General features: G+C 75.1%; 2 protein-coding genes and 1 pseudogene. All 3 read right to left on the bottom strand.

Going from position 1 to position 21,005, the window contains the following annotated elements; translation table 11 throughout:
- Nucleotides 1-7,097, bottom strand: a 7,097-nt coding sequence (locus tag ACZ4FV_RS47880; RefSeq protein WP_465327445.1) for a type I polyketide synthase, incomplete at its 3' end; no start/stop codon positions are given.
- Between the two features lie 102 nt (nt 7,098-7,199).
- Nucleotides 7,200-13,829: pseudogene (locus ACZ4FV_RS47875) on the bottom strand (SDR family NAD(P)-dependent oxidoreductase); the annotation flags it as partial.
- A 69-nt stretch (nt 13,830-13,898) separates the two neighbouring features.
- Nucleotides 13,899-21,005 (bottom strand): SDR family NAD(P)-dependent oxidoreductase (locus ACZ4FV_RS47870; RefSeq protein ID WP_465327443.1); only part of this gene is annotated, 7,107 nt, incomplete at its 5' end.

Here is a 21,005-nt window from a genome sequence, read left to right as displayed (position 1 = left end):
TCCAACTCGACAACAGCGGCATCGAACGCCTCCGCGAACACCGGGAAGCGATCGTGCAGCTCACGCCCCATCCCGACCCGCTGACTCCCCTGCCCACCGAAGAGGAACACCGATCGGCGGTCCGCCCGCGCGACGCCGGCGGTCACTCCGGCGCCCCGGCCGTCCGCCGCGAGGGAGGTGAGCCCGGCAAGCAGTTCGTCCCGGTCCGCGGCGGTGACCACGGCTCGGTGGTCCAGTGCGGTGCGGGTGCCGGCGAGCGCGGCGGCGAGGTCGGCGGGGGCGACGTCGGTTGCCTCAACGTACCCCCGCAGCCGCTCGGCCTGGGCCGCCAATGCCTGCGGGGTCTTGGCGGAGAGCAGGTACGGCAGCACGCCCGGCTCGGCCTGCGGCTGGGCGCGCGGGGCGTCGGCCGGCTCGGGTGCGCGGTATTCGAGCACGGTGTGCGCGTTGGTTCCGCTGATCCCGAACGCCGACACCGCGGCGCGGCGCGGCCGGCCGGTCTCCGGCCAGGGACGCGCCTCGGTCAGCAACTCGACCGCGCCCGCCGTCCAGTCCACATGCGGCGTCGGCGCGTCCACGTGCAACGTCCTGGGCAGCGTGCCGTGCCGCATCGCCATCACCATCTTGATCACCCCCGCGACACCCGCGGCGGCGGTGGTGTGCCCGATGTTGGACTTGAGCGCGCCCAACCACAGCGGCTGGTCCGCGGGTCGTTCCCGGCCGTACGTGGCCAGCAGCGCCTGCGCCTCGATCGGGTCGCCGAGCGCGGTGCCGGTGCCGTGTGCCTCGACGGCGTCCACGTCCGGCCCGCTCAACCGCGCGTTCGCGAGCGCCTGTCGGATCACCCGTTGCTGCGAGGGCCCGTTGGGCGCGGTCAGTCCGTTGCTGGCGCCGTCCTGGTTGACGGCCGAGCCGAGCACCGTCGCCAGCACGCGGTGACCGTTGCGCCGCGCGTCGGAGAGCCGTTCGAGCAGCAGCATGCCGATCCCCTCCGACCAGCCGGTGCCGTCGGCGGCGGCCGCGAAGGGCTTGCAGCGGCCGTCGGCGGAGAGCACCCGCTGTCGGCTGAAGTCCACGAAAAGGCCGGGGTTGGCCATCACCGTGACGCCGCCGGCCAGCGCCATGGAGCACTCGCCGGCCCGCAGCGCCTGGATCGCGAGGTGCAGCGAGACCAGGGATGAGGAGCAGGCCGTGTCGACCGTGACGGCGGGGCCCTCCAGGCCGAAGGTGTAGGCGAGCCGGCCGGACGCGACACTGGCGGCGTTCCCGGTGCCGAGGTAGCCGCCCAGTTCATCGGGCACCCGCATCCCGGCCAGGTAGCCGATGTTGGCGGCGCCGACGAACACGCCGGTGGCGGAACCGCGCAGGAGCGCCGGGTCGATGCCGGCCCGCTCGAACACCTCCCAGGAGACCTCCAGCAGCAGGCGCTGCTGTGGGTCCATCGCCAGTGCCTCGCGCGGCGAGATGCCGAAGAAGCCCGCGTCGAAGTCGGCCGCGTGCTCTACGAAGCCGCCCTCGCGTACGTAGCTGGTACCGGGGTGGTCGGGGTCGGGGTGGTAGAGCCCGTCCACGTGCCAGCCGCGGTCGGTGGGGAAGTCGGTCAGTCCGTCGCGCCCGTCGGCCAGCAGCTGCCACAGGTCCTCGGGCGACATCACGCCGCCGGGGAAGCGGCAGGCCATCGCGACGATGGCGATCGGTTCCCGGTCGGTGCCGGCCGTCGTCCCGGCGTGCGGTGCGCCCGTGGGCGTTGCGGTCTCGGCTCGGGTGCCCAGGAGTTCGGTGCGCAGGTATCCGGCGAGCGCGGTGGCGGTCGGGTAGTCGAAGACCAGGGTGGCCGGCAACCGCCGCCCGGTGAGCGCGGCCAGCCGGTTGCGCAGGTCGACCGCGATCAGCGAGTCGAAGCCGAGGCTCTTGAAGGCGCTGTCGACGTCGACGGCTTCGGCGTTGTCGTGGCCGAGCACCGCCGCGACCTGGGCCCGGACCAGTGTGGTCAGCGTCCGTTCCTGCTCGGGCGCGTCGAGGGCGAGCAGGTCGCGGACGAAGCGGTCGGCGACGCGGCCGCCGCTCGCGGCCGAGGCGGCCCGGCGCACGGGTCCGCGAACCAGGCCGCGCAGCAGTCCGGGCAGCACGCCGGCGTCGGCTTGGGCGCGCAGGGCGGTACGGTCCAGCCGGAGCGGCACCGCGAGTGGCTCGTCGGCGGCGGTCGCGCGGTCGAACAGGTCCAGGGCGGTCGCGGAGGACAGCGGGACGACGCCGGAGCGGGCCATCCGCCGCCGGTCTGCCTCGGCGAGCCGGCCGGTCATCCCGGTGGCCCGCTCCCAGAAGCCCCAGGCCAGCGAAAGTCCCGGTAGCCCCAATGAACGCCGGTGCTGGGCCAGGGAGTTGAGGAACGCGTTGGCGGCGACGTAGTTGGCCTGGCCGGCGCTGCCGAGCACACTCGCGGCCGAGGAGAACAGCACGAACGCGGACAGGTCGCGATCGCTGGTCAGTTCGTGCAGATTGACCGCGCCGTCGACCTTGGGCCGCAGCACCGCGGCGAGTCGCTCGGGGGTCAGCGATTCGATCACGCCGTCGTCCAGGACGCCCGCGGCGTGCACGACCGCGCCGAGCGGTCGGGCTGCGGGGATCGCGGCGAGCAGCCGCTCCAGCGCGTCCCGGTCGGCGGCGTCGCAGCCGGCGATGTCCGCGGTGGCGCCCAACGCCGCCAATTCGGACCGCAGTTCGGCGCAGCCCTCGGCATCGGGGCCGGAGCGGCTGGTGAGCAGCAGGTGCCGTACGCCGTGTTCGGCGGCCAGGTGGGTGGCGATCAGTCGGCCCAGGGTGCCGGTGCCGCCGGTGATCAGGACGGTGCGGTCGGTGCGGAACGGCCGGGTCGCCGCGTCCGGGTCGCCTCGGTAGCCGGTGAGGCGGGCGGCGAGCAGGTCGCCGCCGCGTATGGCGACGGCCGGTTCGCCGCAGCCGGGGACTGCGGCCAGCGCCCGCCCCCGAGTCTCGGATGCCGAGGCGGCCGGGTCGGCCGGGTCGGCCAGGTCGGCCAGGACGAACTGGTCGGGGTACTCGGTCTGCGCGGAGCGGACCAGGCCCCAGGCGGCGGCCGACGACAGGTCGGGCACGCCCTCACCGGGCGCGGCGGCCACCGCGCCGCCGGTCACCACGACCAGCCGGGACGTCTCGAAGCGGGGGGCGGTGGCCCAGGTACGCAGTACGGGCAGCAGGTCGGCGGCGGCCGCGTGCGCCGCCGCGGCCGGCGGCGCGTCGGGCGGTTGTACCGGGTACACCACCGCGTCCGGCACGGCGGCGCCGGAGTCCAGGGCGGCGCCCAGCGCGTCGAGGTCGGCGAACGCGCGCACGTCGGCGCCCGAGCCGCGCAGTGCGTCCGCCAGGCCGCGGGGGTCGGTGCCCAGCACGGCCCAGCCGACCTCGTCGGAGGCAGTGGCGTCGGCGGCGGAGCCGACGGACACCCACTCGACCCGGTACAGCGCTTCGTGCCGGCTCCGGTGGGCGGGGTCCGGCGCCGACGCGGCGCCACGGGTGGCCACGGTGTCGACGCGGGCCACCGGCTGCCCCGTGGGGTCGGCCAGCAGGAGGGCGTGGCGCGCGGTCCCCGCTGGGCCCTGGGTGCTGCGCAGCCGTACCCGCAGGGCAGCGGCCCCGGCCGCGTACAGCGTGATGCCGCCGAGCGTGTCGGGCGCGGGGGGTACGGCCAAGTCATCGTCGAACAGCCGCAGTCGCAGCGCGGCGTCGAGCAGGGCGGGGTGCAGGCCGTACTCGCCCGCGTCCTGCGCGTGCTCGTCGGGCAGGGCGACGTCGGCGAAGAGTTCCCCGTCCCGCCGCCAGACCGCGCGCAGCCCGCGAAAGGCCGGGCCGAGAGTATGCCCGGCGGAGGCCAACCGGTCGTGGAGGCTGCTGAGTTCGATGGGCTCGGCGCCGGGCGGGGGCCAGGTCTGCAAGCCGGCGTCCGGGGTGGGCCGACCCGGACGCAACAGGCCGGTGGCGTGCCGGGTCCAGGGCTCCTGGGCAGTTGCCTCGGACGGGCGGGAGAACACCGCGAGCGAGCGGCGGCCGTCCGGCTCGGGCGCGCCGACCGCGACCTGTAGGCGTACCGCGTCGGCGCCCGGTTCCAGGGGCGCCTCCAGGGACAGCTCGTCGATCCGGTCGCAGCCTGCCTCGTCGCCCGCGCGGATCGCCAGTTCGACCATGGCCGCGGCGGGCAGCCGTATGGCGCCGTCCACGGTGTGGTCGGCGGGCCAGGCCAGGGCGCGGGCGGACAGCCGTCCGGTCAGCAGCAGGCCGCCGCCGTCGGCCAGGGCCGCGGTGGCGCCGAGCAGTGGATGTCCGGCCGCCAGCAGGCCGAGTCCGGCGGCGTCGCGGGCGGTGTCGCTGGGGGCCTGGAGCCAGAAGCGGCGCCGCCGGAAGGGGTAGGTCGGCAGGTCGACGCGGCGCGGCGCGGCGGCGCGGCCGGCGAACAGGTGCCGCCAGTCGACGGTGAGCCCGTGCACATGCGCGGCGGCCAAAGCCTCGGCGAAGCGGGCGGGGCCGCCGGCGCCGCGCCTGAGGGTGTCCAGCGCGACCGCGACCGCGTCGGCGGCGCCGATGGTGTCCTCCAGCGCGACGGTGAGCACCGGATGTGCGCTGACCTCGACGAACGCGGTGTGGCCTGCGGTCAGCAGGGCGTCGACCGCGGTGTGGAAACGCACCTGTCGGCGCAGGTTGTCGTACCAGTAGCCGGCGTCCAGGGCGGCGGCGTCCAGCAGTGCGCCGGTCGTGGAGGAGTAGAACGGCACGGTGGAGGTGGTCGGCGCGATGCCGGCGAGCTCCTTGGCCAGCCGGTCGCGGATCGTCTCGACCTGCGCGGAGTGCGAGGCGTAGTCCACCGGTATCCGGCGGGCCCACACGCCCTGGCCCTCGCACACGGCGAGGAGTTCGTCGATCGCGGGCTGGTCGCCGGCGACCGTCACCGAGTGCGGGCCGTTGACCGCGGCGACGGTCAGTTCTCCGTCGAGCGGTCCGATCAGCCCGTGCGCGCGGGCGGCCGACAGCGAGACCGAGGCCATGCCGCCGGTGCCCGCCAGGTCCAGGATGGCCCGGCTTCGCAGGGCCACCACCTTGGCGCCGTCCGCCAGGCTCAGGCCGCCCGCGACGCAGGCCGCGGCGATTTCCCCCTGGGAGTGGCCCAGCACGGCGGCGGGTTGCACACCGTGTGCCTGCCAGAGCCGGGCGAGGGCGACCATCACGGCCCACAGCACGGGCTGCACGACGTCGACCCGCTCCAGCCAGTTCTCGTCCGGCGAGCGCAGCACGTCGGTGGTCGACCAGTCGACGTGCGGCGCGAGCGCGGCCTGGCAGTCCGCGATCGTTGCGGCGAACTCTGGTGAGGCGTCCAGCAGTTCCCGAGCCATGCCGGCCCATTGCGAGCCCTGGCCCGGGAACACGAAGACCGGGCGCCGGTCCGGTCCCGCCACGGCGCCGGCGCCCTCGCCGCCGGCCAGGGCGCGCAGCCGTTCGGCGAAGCCGTCGAGGTCCGCGGCGGTCACGGCGGCGCGGCACTCCAGCGCCGACCGGGTGGTGGCCAGTGCGTAGGCGACGTCGTCGGGAGCGAGGTCGGGTGCGGCGGCGACGAAGGACGCCAGCAGATCCGCCTGGGCGCGCAGTCCTTCGTCGTCGCGCGCCGACAGCACCCAGGGGGCGGGCGCCGCGCCCGGCCCGGGCGCGGACACCGACCCCGGCGCGGGCGTGAAATCGCGCTCGTCCGGCGCCTGTTCGAGCACGACATGCGCGTTGGTCCCGCTGATCCCGAAGGAGGAGACCCCGGCCCGCCGCGGCCGGTCCTCGGCATCGGGCCAGGGCTGCGGTTCGGTCAACAACCGTACGGTGCCCGCCGACCAATCCACGTGCGGCGACGGCTCGTCCACGTGCAGCGTGCTCGGCAGCAGGCCGTGCCGCAGGGCCATCACCGTCTTGATCACCCCGGCCACCCCCGCGGCCGCCTGGGTGTGGCCCAGGTTGGACTTGACCGCGCCGAGCCACAGCGGCCGCCGCGGGTCGCGGCCCTGCCCGTAGGTGGCGAGCAAGGCCTGCGCCTCGATCGGGTCGCCGAGCGTGGTGCCGGTGCCGTGCGCCTCGACCGCGTCGATGTCGTCCGCCGTCAGCCGGGCGTTGGCCAGGGCCCGCCGGATCACCCGGCGCTGCGAGGGGCCGTTGGGCGTGGTCAGGCCGCTGCTGGCGCCGTCCTGGTTGACCGCGCTGCCGCGCACCACCGCGAGCACCGGGTGACCGTCGCGCCGCGCGTCGGAGAGCTTTTGCAGCAGGAGCAGCCCGGCACCCTCGGACCAGCCGGTGCCGTCCGCGGCGGCGGCGAACGCCTTGCACCTGCCGTCGGGTGCCATCCCGCGCTGCCGGCTGAACTCGCTGAACATGCCGGTGTTGGACATCACCGTGACGCCACCGGCCAGCGCCATCGTGCACTCGCCGCCGCGCAGCGCCTGGACGGCGAGGTGCAGGGCGACCAGGGAGGACGAGCACGCCGTGTCGACCGTGACGGCGGGGCCTTCGAGCCCGAACACGAAGGAGAGCCGACCGGACAGGACGCTGATGATCGTCCCGGTGCCCAGGTAGCCGCCGACGCTCTCGGGCACCTGCCGAAAGCCGGTGCCGTATCCCGACGAGCCGGCGCCGACGAACACACCGGTACGGCTGCCGCGCAGCGCGGCGCGATCCAGGCCCGCGCGTTCGAACAGCTCCCAGCCCACTTCGAGCAGGACGCGTTGCTGCGGGTCCATCGCCAACGCCTCACGCGGACTGATGCCGAAGAACTCCGGGTCGAAGTCGGCCGCGTGGTCCAGGAAGCCGCCGTCGCGGGCGTAGCTCTTGCCGGGCGCGTCCGGGTCGGGGTCGTAGAGCCCTTCCAGGTCCCAGCCGCGGTCGTCCGGGAGCGGCCCGATCGCGTCGCCGCCGTCGGCCACCAGGCGCCACAGGTCCTCCGGCGAGGACACCCCGGCCGGGTAGCGGCAGGCCATCGCGACGATCGCGATCGGCTCCGTCTCCCGCTGCTCGGCGCGGCGCAGTTCCGCCTGGGTGTCGTGCAGTTCCGCGGCCACCCGCTTGAGGTAGCCGACCAGCTTGTCACTCTGCGGCGTGTCGCGGTCCGGCATCGTGGTGTCGGTCCTTCCTGAACTCGGCGAAGAGGGATCGAACGCAGGTCATGCCAAGCCGAGTTCGCGGTCGATGAAGTCGAGCACCTCGTCGGCGCTCGCCTCCTTGAGCTGCTCCGCGGCGGTTTGCGGTGCGCCGCCGGCCTGGGTCTCCTCCTGGTTGCGCCAGGCGGTCAGGAGCCGGTCGAGCCGGGTCGAGATCGCGGCCCGGTCGTATTCGTCCGCGCGCACCCCGGCGAGCCGGGCCGCCAGGCGGTCGAGTTCGTCGAGCACCGCAGGCACCGCTGCGGCGGAGGTGTCGGGAACGAGCTCCTCGAACAGGTGGTCGGCGAGGTCGGCCGGAGTCGGGTAGTCGAAGACGAGGGTGGCGGGCAGTCGCAGGTCGGTGGCGGCGTCGAGCCGGTTGCGCAGTTCGACGGCGGTCAGCGAGTCGAAGCCGATCTCGGTGAAGCCGCGTCGCGGGTCCACCGCGTCCGCGCCGCCCAGGGCGAGCACGGTGCCGGCGTGCCGGCAGACCAGGTCGGTGAGCAGCCTGCGCTGGTCGTCCTCGGTCAGCGCGGCCAGCCGCCGAACCAGGTCGACGGCGGGCTCCGGCCGGCCGGCGGCCTGCGCGCTGGGTCGCCCCGGGGCGCGGACCAGGCCGCGCAGCGCGGCGGGTACGGCGGCGCCGCCGGCGTCCCGTCGCAGGGCCGCACCGTCGACGCGGACCGGCAGGACCAGGGGGTCGGGGAGGTCGGCGGCGGCGTCGAAGAGGGCCAGGCCCTGCGCCGCGGACAGCGGCAGCATCCCGGAGCGCGCCACCCGCGCCCGGTCGACCTGGTCCAGCCCGGCGGTGATCGCGCCGGCCTGGTCCCACAGCCCCCAGGCGAGCGAGGCGGCGGGTCGGCCCGCCGCCCGGCGGTGGTGGGCGAGGGCGTCGAGGAAGGTGTTGGCCGCCGCGTAGGCGCTCTGGCCCGCGCCGCCCAGGACGCCGGCCGCCGAGGAGTACAGGACGAACACGGCAAGGTCGGCGTCGGCGGTCAGCCGGTGCAGGTTCACCGCGCCGTCGATCTTCGGGCGCAGTACACGGCGGAGCTGATCGGCCGTCAGGGAGGTGATGACGCCGTCCTCGACCACGCCCGCGGCGTGCACGACGGCGGTCAGCGGGTGTTCGGCGGGGACCCGGGCCAGCACCTCGGCGAGCTGCGCCCGGTCGGCGACGTCGCAACCGGCGATCTCCACGTGGACGGCGCCGAGCCCGGTCAGTTCCTCGCGCAGTCGCGCGGCGCCGGGGGCCTGTTCGCCGGCTCGACTGGTGAGCACCAGATGCCGGGCGCCGTGCTCGGTCACCAGGTGCCGGGCCAGCAGGGCGCCGAGCGCGCCGGTGCCGCCGGTGATCAGCACCGTACCGTCGGGGTCGGGTGCGGCGGGGACGGTGAGCACGATCTTGCCGATGTGCTTGGCCTGGCTCATGTATCGGTACGCGTGTGCGGCCTCGCGGATGTCCCAACTGCGCACCGGGAGCAAGCGCAGGGCGCCGCTCTCGACGAGTTCGACGATTTCGGTGAGGATCCGGCCGATCCGCTCGGGGTCGGCGTCGGCGAACGGTTGGTAGCTCACCCCCGGGTACAGCACGGCCGTGTGACCTGGGTCGCGCAGGTCCGTCTTGCCGATCTCGATCAGCCGGCCGCCGGGTGCCAGCAGCCGCAGCGAGGCGTCCACGTAGTCGCGCGCCAGCGAGTTGAGCACCACGTCGACGCCTCGCCCGCCGCCCGCCGAGGCGAAGTCGTGCTCGAAGTCGAGCGACCGGGAGGAGGCGATGTGCGCGTCGTCCAGGCCCAGTTCGCGCAGGGTGTCCCACTTGCCGGGGCCGGCGGTGCCGTACACCTCTGCGCCGAAGTGCCGGGCCAGTTGTACGGCGGCCATGCCCACGCCGCCGGCCGCCGCGTGGATCAGCACGGACTCGCCGGGCTTGAGGCCGGCCAGGTCGAACAGGGCGCGGTAGGCGGTCAGGAAGGCGATCGGCATCCCGGCGGCCTCGGCGAAGGTCCAGTGCGCGGGGATGCGGACGACGGCCCGGTGGTCGGCGACCGCGACCGGGCCGAGCGAGGCGGGCAGCACGCCCATCACCCGGTCGCCGGACCGCCAGGCACCGGCCGCCGAACCGACCTCGGTGACCACCCCGGAGCCCTCGGTGCCCATGCCGACCTGGCCGGGCACCATGCCCAGACCGACCAGCACGTCGCGGAAGTTGAGGCCGGAGGCGCGCACGGCGATCCGGATCTCGTGCGGGGCGAGCGGTCGGGCGGCGGGCGGATAGGGCATCGGCGCGAGCCGGTCCAGGTCACCCGCGGAGGTGGTGTCGAGCAGCCAGGGTCCTTCCGGGGCGGCGGGCAGCAGCCGGTCGGTGTCGGCCCGGACGATCCGTGGGACCAGCGCCGCACCCGCGCGGACGGCCGTCTGCGGTTCGCCGGCGGTGAGCGCGGCGCGGATGGCGTCGGGCGGCGCGGTCGGCGAGCCGGCGTCCGCGTCCGCGTCGAGGTCGACGAGGAGGAACCGTTCCGGGTGCTCGGCCTGTACGGAGCGCAGCAGGCCCCAGACCGGCGCATGGGCCAGGTCGGTGACGCTCTCGCCGGCGCGGACCGCGACCGCGCCGCGGGTGAGCACGACCAAGCGGGTCGTCTCCCAGGCGGAGTGCGCCAACCAGCCCTGGACGGTGTGCAGCATCCGGTCGACGGCCCGGTCGGCAGCGGTCGGCAGCCCCGCCGGCGGTATCGGTGCGAGCGGGAGCAGGACGATGTCGGGGGCCGTGGACTCGTCGGCGAGGGCGGCGACATCGGGGTATGCGCGCGCCGTAATGCCTGCCTGCTCCAGCGCGTCGGACAGGCCGAAGGGGTCAGGGCCGAGTACGGCCCAGGGCCCCGTGGCCGGTTGCGGCTGTTCGGCCGGCGCCGGCGGGACCGGAACCCAGTCGAGCCGGAACAGCGAGCCGCCGACGGCCGCGGGGGCGGGGGCGGCGGGACGCATCACCAGTTCGCGTACCGAGACCACGGGGTTCCCCGAGCCGTCGGTGGCGGCCAGTTCGACCGTGTCGGGGCCGGTGATCGACATCCGCACGCGCAGCGCGGCCGCTCCGACGGCGTGCACGCTCACCCCGCCCCAGGAGAACACCAGCCGCGCCTGCCCGGTGTCCTGGCCGAGCCCGGTCAGGCCACTGGCGTGCAGGGCGGCGTCGAAGAGCGCGGGGTGCAGGAGGAAGTCCGCGGCGGCGGAGGTGTGTTCGTCGGGCAGGGTCACCTCCGCGTAGACCGACCCGTCGAGTCGCCAGGCGGCGCGCAGGCCCCGGAACGACGGGCCGTACCCGAATCCGCCGGCCGCGAGGTCGGCGTAGAAGTCGGCGACGTCGACCGGCTCGGCTCCGGGCGGCGGCCAGGCCGGCGAAGCGTCGGGAGCCGTGTCGGCGTCGGCCTCGGGCGTGAGCACGCCGGCCGCGTGCCGAGTCCACCCGGTGTCGTCCGCCGCGTCCTCGCGCCGGGAGTGCACCTCCACCCGGCGGCGGCCGTCCTCCTCGACCGGTCCCACCACGACCTGCAGGCGCACGGCGGTGTCCGGGGGAATGGCGAGGGGTGTTTCCAGCATGAGTTCGGCCAGGTGCGGGCAGCCCGCACGGTCGCCGGCCTGGACGGCGACCTCCACGAACGCGGTACCGGGGAAGAGGACACTGTCGCCCACCGCGTGGTCGGCCAGCCACGGGTGGGTGTGCAGGGACAGTCGTCCGGTGAGGACCAGTCCGCCGCTGCCCGCAAGGCGCAACTCGGCGCCCAGCAGCGGGTGGCCGGTGGCGGCCAAACCCAGACCGGCGGCGTCGGGCGCCGCCGCGCCGCCGTCGAGCCAGTAGCGCTTGCGTTGGAAGGCGTAGGTGGGCAGTTCGACGCGGCGGGCGTCGGTGCCGGCGAAGAACCGCTCGCCGTCGATCCGGCCACCGGACAGGTGGAGCGCGCCGAGGGCATGTACCGCGGTGATCGGTTCCGGCCGGTCGCGGCGCAGGGCCGGGACGCACACCGGGGTCGGGCCGGCCGAGGTCCGGCGGGCGGCCAGGCAGTCCCGGGCGAGTGCGCTCAGCACCCCGTCGGGGCCCAGTTCGATCAGGGCGGTGGCGCCCGCGTCGGCGAGCGCGGCGACGCCGTCGGCGAATCGGACCGTCTCGCGGACGTGCCGGGCCCAGTAGTCCGCGCTGCCCAGTTCCTCGACGCCGGCGGGGCGGCCGGTCAGGTTGGAGATCACCGGGATCCGGGCGGGCACGGCCGTGATGTTCCGCGCCACGGCGCGGAACCGGTCGAGCATGCCGTCCATGTCCGCGCTGTGAAAGGCGTGACTGGTGCGCAACCGCCGGGTCTTGCGGCCCTGCGCCTCGAACTGCCGGGCTACCGCGAGCACCTGCTCGGCGGCGCCGGAAAGCACCACCGCGGACGGGCCGTTGACCGCCGCGACGGCGACGGCGCCGGCGTGTTCGGCGATCGCGGCGCCGACCTCTTCCTCGCTCGCGGCGACCGCGATCATCGTGCCCGCGGACGGCAGTTCCTGCATCAGGGCGGCCCGGGCCGCGACCAGCGCCGTCGCGTCGGGCAGCGACCACACTCCGGCGAGGTGCGCGGCGCTCAGCTCGCCGATCGAGTGGCCCAGGAGCAGGTCCGGGCGCACCCCCCAGGATTCGTACAGGCGGAACAGGGCGACCTGGAGCGCGAACAGGCCGGTCTGCGCGTAGACGGTCTGCCCGAGCAGTTTCGCGGTGCTCGGGTCGTCGGGGGTCAACACCACCTCGGCCACCGGCCGGCTGACCTGCCCGGCCAGCCGGGCGTCGAGTTCGGCGGCCGCGGCGTCGAAGGCGTCGGCGAAGGCCGGCCAGGCCGCGTACAGTTCCCGGCCCATGCCCGGGCGTTGGCTGCCCTGTCCGGTGAACAGGTAGGCCAGGCGACCGCCTTGACCGGCCCGGCCGCGGACGGCGTTCGCCGCGTCCTCGCCGAGGGCCAACGCGTCGAGCCCGGCGAGCAGGTCGTCGGGGCCGGTGCCCACGACGACCGCGCGGGAGTCCAGGGCGGCGCGCGAGGTGGCCAGCGAGTAGCCGACGTCGACGGGCCGCAGGCCGGGCCGGGCCCGCACGTGCGCGGCGAGCCGGGCGGCCTGGTCGCGAAGCGCCTCGTCGGTACGGGCGCCGAGGACCCAGGGCAGGGCGCGGTGGGCGGCGGGGGCGTCCGTGCCGGGTGCCGTGGCCGCACCGTCGGCGCCGGCCGGCTCCCCCGCGATGTGCTCCGCCGCCGGTTCCGGCGCCTCCTCCACGATCACGTGCGCGTTGGTGCCGCTCACCCCGAAGGAGGAGATCCCGGCCCGGCGCGGGCGCCCGTTGCGCGGCCACGGACTGGGGTGGGTGAGCAGTTCCACCCCGCCGCCCGACCAGTCGACATGCGGCGTCGGCGCGTCCACGTGCAGGGTCTGCGGCAGCAGTTCGTGCCGCATCGCCTCGATCATCTTGATCATGCCGGCGACGCCGGCCGCCGCACCGGTGTGGCCGATGTTCGACTTGACCGCGCCCAGCCGCAGCGGCTGCCCGGCGGGTCGGTCGCGGCCGTAGGTGGCCATGAGGGCCTGCGCCTCGATCGGGTCGCCGAGCGTGGTGCCGGTGCCGTGCGCCTCGACCGCGTCGACGTCTCGGGCGGCCAGCCGCGCGGAGTCCAGGGCCTGGCGGATGACCCGTTGCTGGGCAAGGTCGTTGGGGGCGGTCAGGCCGTTGCTGGCGCCGTCCTGGTTGACCGCGCTGCCGCGCACCACGGCCAGCACCGGGTGACCGGCCTGCCGCGCGTCGCTCAGCCGCTCCAGCAGCAGTACGCCCGCGCCCTCGGCCCAGCCGGTGCCGTCGGCCGCCGCCGCGAACGCCTTGCAGCGCCCGTCGGGGGCGAGGCCGCGCTGACGGCTGAATTCGATGAAGATGCCCGGCGTCGACATCACGGTCACGCCGCCGGCCAGCGCCATCGTGCACTCGCCTTGGCGCAGTGCCTGGGCGGCGAGGTGGATCGCGACCAGCGAGGACGAGCAGGCGGTGTCGATCGTGACGGCCGGACCTTCCAGACCGAGCGTGTAGGCGATCCGCCCGGAGGCGACGCTGGTCATGCTGCCCGTGCCGAGGTAGCCCTCGACCTCTTCGGGGACGCTGGTGAGCCGCTCGGCGTAGCCCGAGGAGATCGCCCCCGCGAACACGCCGATCCGGCTGCCCTTGAGCGAGGTCGGGTCGACGCCGGCACGCTCGAACGCCTCCCAGGCGGTCTCCAGGAGCAGCCGTTGTTGGGGGTCCATGGCCAGCGCCTCGCGCGGGTTGACGCCGAACAGTTCGGCGTCGAAGTCGGCCGCGCCGTCCAGGAAACCGCCGCGCCGGGCGTACGTCTTCCCGGACCGCTCGGGGTCCGGGTCGTAGATGCCGTCCACGTCCCAGCCGCGGTCGTGCGGAAAGTCGACGAGCGCGTCGACGCCGTCGACGACCAGCCGCCAGAGCTCCTCCGGCGTGCGCACCCCGCCGGGGTAGCGACAGGCCATCGCGACCACGGCGATCGGCTCGTACGCGGCCGCCTCGATCTCGCGCAGCCGTTGCCGGGTCTGGCCGAGGTCCGCCGTGGCCCTCTTGAGGTAGTCGAGGAGCTTTTCTTCGTTGGTCGACACGCGAGCCCACTTTCACCGGGTGGCCGAAGGGAAGCCGGAGGCGGTATGTACACGTCGGGGTCAGGCGGTGCCCAGCTCCCGGTCCAGCAAGTCGAAGATCTCTTCGGCGGAGGAGGCGGCGAGGGCGTCCTCGCCCAGGGCCGGGTCCGCGCCGGCGTCCGACGGGGCACGCCACTTCCAGAGCAGGCTCTCCAGGCGCCGGGTGACCGCCGCCCTGGTCTCCCGGTCGGCCGGGAGTCGGGACAGGGCGTGCTCCAACCGGCCGAACGCGACCGGCGCGGGACCGGCCGCGGCCGCCGTCTCCAGCCCGAGCTCGGTGCCCAGATGGGCGGCCAGGGCCGCGGGGGTGGGGTGGCTGAACACCAGGGTCACCGGCAGCCGCAGGCCGAGCGCGGCGCCGAGTCGGCCGCGCAGTTCGACTGCGGCCATCGAGTCCAGGCCCAGGTCGCGCAGCGGCTTGTCCGCGGCCACGTCGGCCGCGGCGTGGCCCAGGACGGCCGCGACCTGATCGACCACCAGATCGCCCAGTGCGCGCTGCCGGTCCTCCTCGCTCAGGGCGGCCAGCCGGCGCAGCAGTGCGGCGGCGGTGGCTTCGGGTTCGGCTTCCGACGCGGTGTCCTGGGCCGGGCGGGCCGAGCCGGGCCGCAGCAGCGGGACCGAACCGGCGCGCGGGGTCGCCGACTCGGACTCGGTGAGCGCGGCTCGGAGCCGGTCCGGCGAGACGGCGCGCAGCGCGAGCGAGCGCACCGTGAAGGCGGTCGCGCCGGTCCCGGTCGCGGCGACCAGCGAGAGCGTGTCGGGCGAGTCGCCGCCCGCCTCCAGCCGTACGCGCAGTGAGGTCGCGCCGGGGGCGGGCAGGGTGACCCCGGACCACGCGAACGGCATCCGGATCTCGGCGCCGGCCTCGGGTTCCGCGGTTCCTTCGGCCGCCCCGGTCTCCCCGGCCGCCACGCCGACCGCCCGGAGGGCGGCCGTCAGGAGCAGCGGGTGCAGTCCGTAGCCGGCGGCGCCCTGGCGCTGGTCGGCGGAGAGGGCGACTTCCGCGTACAGGGTCTCGCCGGACTTCCAGATGCCGCGCAGCACTTGATCGGCGCGCGGCTCGGCGTCGTCGGTGTGCGGCACGGGTACGGGTACGGCTCCGGTCGGCGGCCAGACGGCCAGGTCGTCCTCGGGGTCGGGTGCGTCCTGCGCCCCGTCCGCGACGGGGGCGAGCAGGCCGTCGGCGTGGCGGGTCCACGTCCCGGCCGCCTCGGCGTCGTCCGGGCAGGAGTGCACGGACACGGGGTGACGCCCGTCGGGCCGCGCGGCGCCCACCGACACCTGGATCTGCGCGCCGCCGCGCTCGGGCAGCGGCAGCGGCGCCTGGAGGGTCAGTTCCTCGACCGTGCCGAGTCCGGTCAACCGGGCTGCGTGCAGGGCGAGTTCGACGAAGACGGCGCCGGGCAGGAGCGCCGTGCGCGCGGAGATGTATTCGGCCAGCCAGGGGTGGGTGCGTCGGCTGACCCGCCCGGTGAGCACCACTCCTTCCGCGTCGGCCAGGTCGACCGCCACGCCCAGAACCGGGTGCCCGGTGGCGATCAGCCCCAGCCCCTGCGTGGCGGCCGCGCCGGCGGACGCGCCCCGGAGCCAGTACCTCTCCCGCTGGAAGGCGTAGGTGGGCAGGCCGGTCGACTGCGGCTCGATGTCGGCGAAGGCGACCCGCCAGTCGACGTCGACGCCTTGGGCGTACGCCTGGGCGAGGGCGGCGGTGAAGCGGTCGGGGCCGCCCTCGCCGCGCCGCAGGGTGCCCAGGACCGGGGCCCGCGACCCGGCCGCCTCGACGGTTTCCAGGACGGCGGTGGTCAACACCGGGTGGGCGCTGGTCTCGATGAACGCGTCGTGGCCCTGGTCGAGCAGGGCCCCGACCGCCTCGTCGAAGCGGACGGTCTGCCGCAGGTTGGTGTACCAATACTCGGCGTCCAGGGCGGTGGTGGCCAACAGGCCACCGGTGACGGCGGAGTAGAAGGGGATGCTCGCGGCGCGTGGTTCGACGCCCGCGAGGGCCACGAGCAACGCGTCCCGGATCGACTCGACCTGCGGGGAGTGCGAGGCGTAGTCGACCGGGACGCTCCGCGCCCAGGTGCCCTGGGCCTGACAGCGCGTCAGCAGCTCGGACAGCGCGTCCGGGTCACCGGAGAGGGTCACCGAGTGCGGGCCGTTGACGGCCGCGAGCGAGATCCGGTCGCCGAACGGCGCGGTCAGCTCGGTGACTTCCTCGGCGGACAAGCCCACCGAGGCCATCGCGCCCTTCCCGGCCAGGTCCAGGATCGCCTTGCTGCGCAGCGCGACGATCTTCGCGCCGTCGTCCAACGAGAGCGCGCCGGCGACGCACGCGGCCGCGATCTCGCCCTGGGAATGGCCCACCACGGCAGCGGGCCGCACACCGTACGACCGCCACAATTGGGCCAACGAGACCATCACCGCCCACAACACCGGTTGCACCACATCCACCCGCTCCAGCCACGCGTCCGATTCAGAGCTCAGCACCGAGGTCAACGACCAGTCGGCGAACGGCGCGAGCGCCTCCTCGCACGCCCCGATCTGCGCGGCGAATGCGGGTGACGCCGAGAGCAGCCCGCCGGCCATCGCGACCCACTGGGAACCCTGACCGGGGAAGACGAACACCGGACGGGTGCCAGCCTGTGCCACCCCCACGACCGCGTCGACCCCAGAGCCCCCGGCCGCCAACCCCGCAAGGGCGGCGAGCAACCCCTCCCGGTCGGCCGCCGTGACGACGGCGCGGTGTTCGAGCCGGGCCCGGGAGACGACCAACGAGTACGCGAGGTCGGCCAACACCGGCTCGGCCGACACCGTTTCGGCCGACACCGTTTCGGTCGACACCGTTTCGGTCGGGTCCGTTTCGGTCGGGTCCGATTCGGTCGGGTCCGATTCGGTCGGGTCCGATTCGGTCGGGACCGGTCCGGGCAGCGCCTCGACGTGCTCGGCGAGCCTGCGGGCCTGCGCGCGCAGCGCCTTGGCGGAGTGCGCGGAGAGCAGGAACGGCAGGACGGGCAGGGGGGTGCCGGGGTCACCGGTGGGGCGGGGTTCGCCCGCCCGCACCGGCGCGGCGGGCGGCTGTTCGAGCACCACGTGCGCGTTCGTACCGCTGATGCCGAAGGCCGACACGGCCGCGCGACGCGGCCGGTCGTGGTCGGGCCAGGCGCGGGGCGCGGTGAGCAACTCCACGGTGCCGGCCGACCAGTCCACGTGCGGGGTCGGCTCGTCCACGTGCAGGGTCGCGGGCAATACGCCCTCGCGCATCGCCAGCACCATCTTGATCACGCCCGCGACGCCCGCCGCGGCCGTGGTGTGGCCGATGTTGGACTTGACCGAGCCCAGGTACAGGGGGGTGGCGTCCGGCCGGTCGCGGCCGTAGGTGGCGAGCAGCGCCTGGGCCTCGATGGGGTCGCCCAGCGCGGTACCGGTACCGTGCGCCTCGACCGCGTCCACGTCGCGGGCGGTGAGCCGGGCGTCCGCCAACGCCTGCCGGATGACGCGCTGTTGGGAGGGACCGTTGGGCGCGGTCAGGCCGTTGCTGGCGCCGTCCTGGTTGACCGCGCTGCCCCGGACCACGGCCAGGACGCGATGGCCGTTGCGTACCGCGTCCGAGAGGCGCTCCACCAGCAGCAGGCCGACACCCTCGGACCAGCCGGTGCCGTCCGCGGCGGCGGCGAACGCCTTGCAGCGGCCGTCCGGGGAAAGCCCGCGCTGGCGGCTGAACTCCACGAATCCGGTCGGGGTGGCCATCACGGTCACGCCGCCGGCCAGCGCCATCGTGCATTCGCCGCGCTGGAGGGCGCGGCCGGCCAGGTGCAGGGCGACCAGTGACGAGGAGCACGCCGTGTCGACGGTGAGTGCGGGGCCTTCCAGGCCGAAGGCGTAGGCGACTCGCCCCGAGATCACGCTGCTGATGCTGCCGGTGAGCGCGTACCCCTCAACGCCGTCCGGAAGGTCGCCGGCGCCGGCGCCGTACCCGCAGGCCGCGCCGCCGACGAAGACACCGACCGGATGGCCCTTGACCGAGGTCGGGTCGATGCCGGCGTTCTCGAACGCCTCCCAGGAGGTCTCCAGGAGCAGCCGCTGCTGCGGGTCCATCGCCAGCGCCTCGCGCGGCGAGATCCCGAACAGCCCCGCGTCGAACTCGGCGGCGGTGTCCAGGAATCCGCCCTCGCGCACATAACTGGTGCCGGGGTGTTCGGGATCGGGGTCGTACAGGGCGTCGAGGTCCCAGCCCCGATCGGCCGGGAAGTCCGTGACGGCGTCACCGCCTTCGGCGACCAGCCGCCACAGGTCCTCGGCGCCGCCGACCCCGCCGGGGTAGCGGCAGGCCATCGCGATGACGGCGATCGGCTCGCCGTCGACGGCCGTGCCCGGTATCGGGTCGGTGCCCGTGGGCTGTGCGCCCGCCAGTTCATCGAGCAGGAAGCCGGCCAGCGCGGTCGGCGTGGGGTAGTCGAAGACCAGGGTGGTCGGCAACTCCAGTCCGCTGCTGTGCGCCAGTCGGTCGCGCAACTCGACCGCGGTGAGCGAGTCGAAGCCCAGATCGCGGAAAGCGCGGTCGGCCGAAGGCAGTTCACCGGCCGACAGGGCGAGTACGGCGGCGGCCTCCCGGCGGACCAGGTCGAGCAGGAGCTGTTCGCCCTCGCCGGCGCCGGCCTCGGCCAGCTGCCGGGAAAGCACCGGGTCGCCCGAAATCGCGGCCTCGGAGCCGAGTTGGGCTCGGTACTGGGCTTGGTCGGCCAGATACGCGCGGGTCTCCGGCAGGTCGCCGAGGAGGGCGCTGGGCCGCAGCGCGGTGAAGCGGCGCAGGAACTGCGGCCAATCCACGTCCGCGAGGACGCCGACGGCCTCGGGGCGGGCAACGGCTCGGGCCATCAAGGCCACCGCCGTCCGCGGGTCCATCGCGCGCAGGCCGCGGCGGGCCAGTTGCTCGCCGCTCTCGCCCGCCGCCATGCCGGCGCCCGCCCACGGGCCCCAGGCGACGGCCGTCGCGGCAAGTCCTCGCGAGCGGCGGTGCCGAGCCAGGGCGTCGAGGTACGCGTTGCCCGCCGCGTAGGCACCCTGGGCTCCGCTGCCCCACACGCCCGCGATCGAGGAGAACAGCACGAAGGCGTCGAGCCGCCGGTCCCCGAACAGCGCGTCCAGGTGCGCGGCGCCGAGCACCTTGCCCTCGGTGATCCGGGCACAGGCGGTGAGGTCGGTCTCGGTCACGGTGGCGGCCTGGCCGATCCCGGCGGTGTGCACCACGGCCCGGATCGGCGGTCCGTCCGCCTCGGCCTCCGCCACCAGCCGGGCGAGCGCGCCACGGTCGGCGACATCGCAGGCCGCCACGGTGACCCGGACGCCGTGGGCGGTGAGTTCGTCGACGAGTTCGTCGGCCCCCGGGGCCAGCAGACCGCGCCGGCCGGTCAACACCAGGTGTTCCGCGCCTCCTGCGGCGGCCCAGCGGGCCACCTGGGCACCGAGGCCGCCGGTACCACCGGTGATCAGGATGGTGCCGGCGGGCACCCAGCCGGGGCCCGGGCCCTGGCCGTCCGTGGTGGTGCGACGCAGCCGGGGGACCCAGGCGCCGGTGGCGCGCAGCGCGATCTGGTCCTCCGCGCCGCCCGCGGCGACGGCTTGGGCCAACCGGGACCACACCCGGTCGTCGGCGCCGGTGGGCACGTCCACCAACCCACCCCAGGCGGTGGGTAATTCCAATGCCGCAGCCCGGCCGAAGCCCCAGACCTGCGCGGGCGCGGCCCCGGATGCGGGGTCGCCGCCGACGGCTACAGCTCCTTCGGTCACGCACCACAGCGGAGCGGTGCGCCCCGCGTCGGAGAGGGCTTGGACCAGCGTCACGGTGTCGGTGAACCAGGTAGTGAGGGAGGGGTGTTCGGGGTGCGTCCCGGGATCGCCGGTAAGCAGCGTCACGACCCCGGCGAGCGGACCCGCCGTACGGATCCGCTCGGCCAGTGCCTCGCGCTCCCGTTCGGCGTGGGTCGGTATCAGCGTCTCGACCTGTGCGCCGGCCTCGGTGAGCGCACGGGCACACCGCTGAGCCGCCACCGCGTTCGGGCCGTCCGGGTCACCCGGGTCGTTCGCGTCGTCCCGGCCGTCCGCGGTGACCGGCTCGGCTTCGGCTCGACTGATCAACAACCAGGTTCCGCTGAGGCGTCGTCCGCCCTCCGGCGTCCACGGCCGCCACGTCGTTTCGTAGCTCCAGGTGTCCTGCAGGGTGCGTTCGCGCCGGCTTCGCCGCCAGGAGGCAAAGGCGGGCAGCAGTGCGGTGAGTGATCCGCGCCGCGCCTCGTCGCTCAGGTCGAGTGCGTCGGCCACCTGATCGCCGTCGCCGCGCTCGACGGCGGCCCAGAACGCCGGGTCAGCGTCGGCCGGTGCGCCGGAGGCGGCCGGCCCGGGGGTGACCGGTTCGAGCCAGAAGCGGCGGCGCTGGAAGGCGTAGCCGGGGAGTTCGGTGGTCCGCGCTCCGGTGCCGGCGAAAAAGGCCGACCAGTTCACCGCGATTCCGGCGAGGTGCGCGGCGCCGAGCGCGCCGATGAGCGCGGCCGGCTCCGTCCGTTCGGAACGCAACACGGGCACCACGGCGATGCCGGGCTTCACGGGAAGGCTTTCGCGGGCCATCGCGGTGAGGACGCCGTTGGGCCCCGCCTCCAGAACCGCTGTGACCTGGGCGGCGGCAAGCGCGGCGACTCCGTCCGCGAAGCGGACCGGTTCGCGGACGTGACGCACCCAGTAGTCCGGGTCGGTCAGTTCCTCGGCCTCGGCGATTCGGCCGGTCAGGTTGGAAACGATGGCGATCGTGGGCTCGCCGAAGGACACCGTCTCCAGGACGGTACGGAACTCGGCGAACATTGGCTCCATAAGCGCCGAATGGAAGGCGTGGCCGACCCGCAGCCGCCGGGTTTTGCAGTTCTGCGCGGCGAACTGCGCGGCGACCGCCAGGACGGCGTCCTCGTCGCCCGAAATCACCACGGACGTCGGTCCGTTGATCGCGGCCACACCGACCGTGTCGGAGCCTTCCAGGGCGGTACGAACCTCGGCCTCGGCGGCCTGCACCGCGACCATCGCACCACCCGCCGGGAGCGCCTGCATCAACCGGCCCCGCGCGGCCACCACCACGGCCGCGTC

This window comes from Embleya sp. NPDC025285 (assembly GCF_055558835.1).
This window is presented reverse-complemented; position numbering and strand designations above follow the sequence as displayed.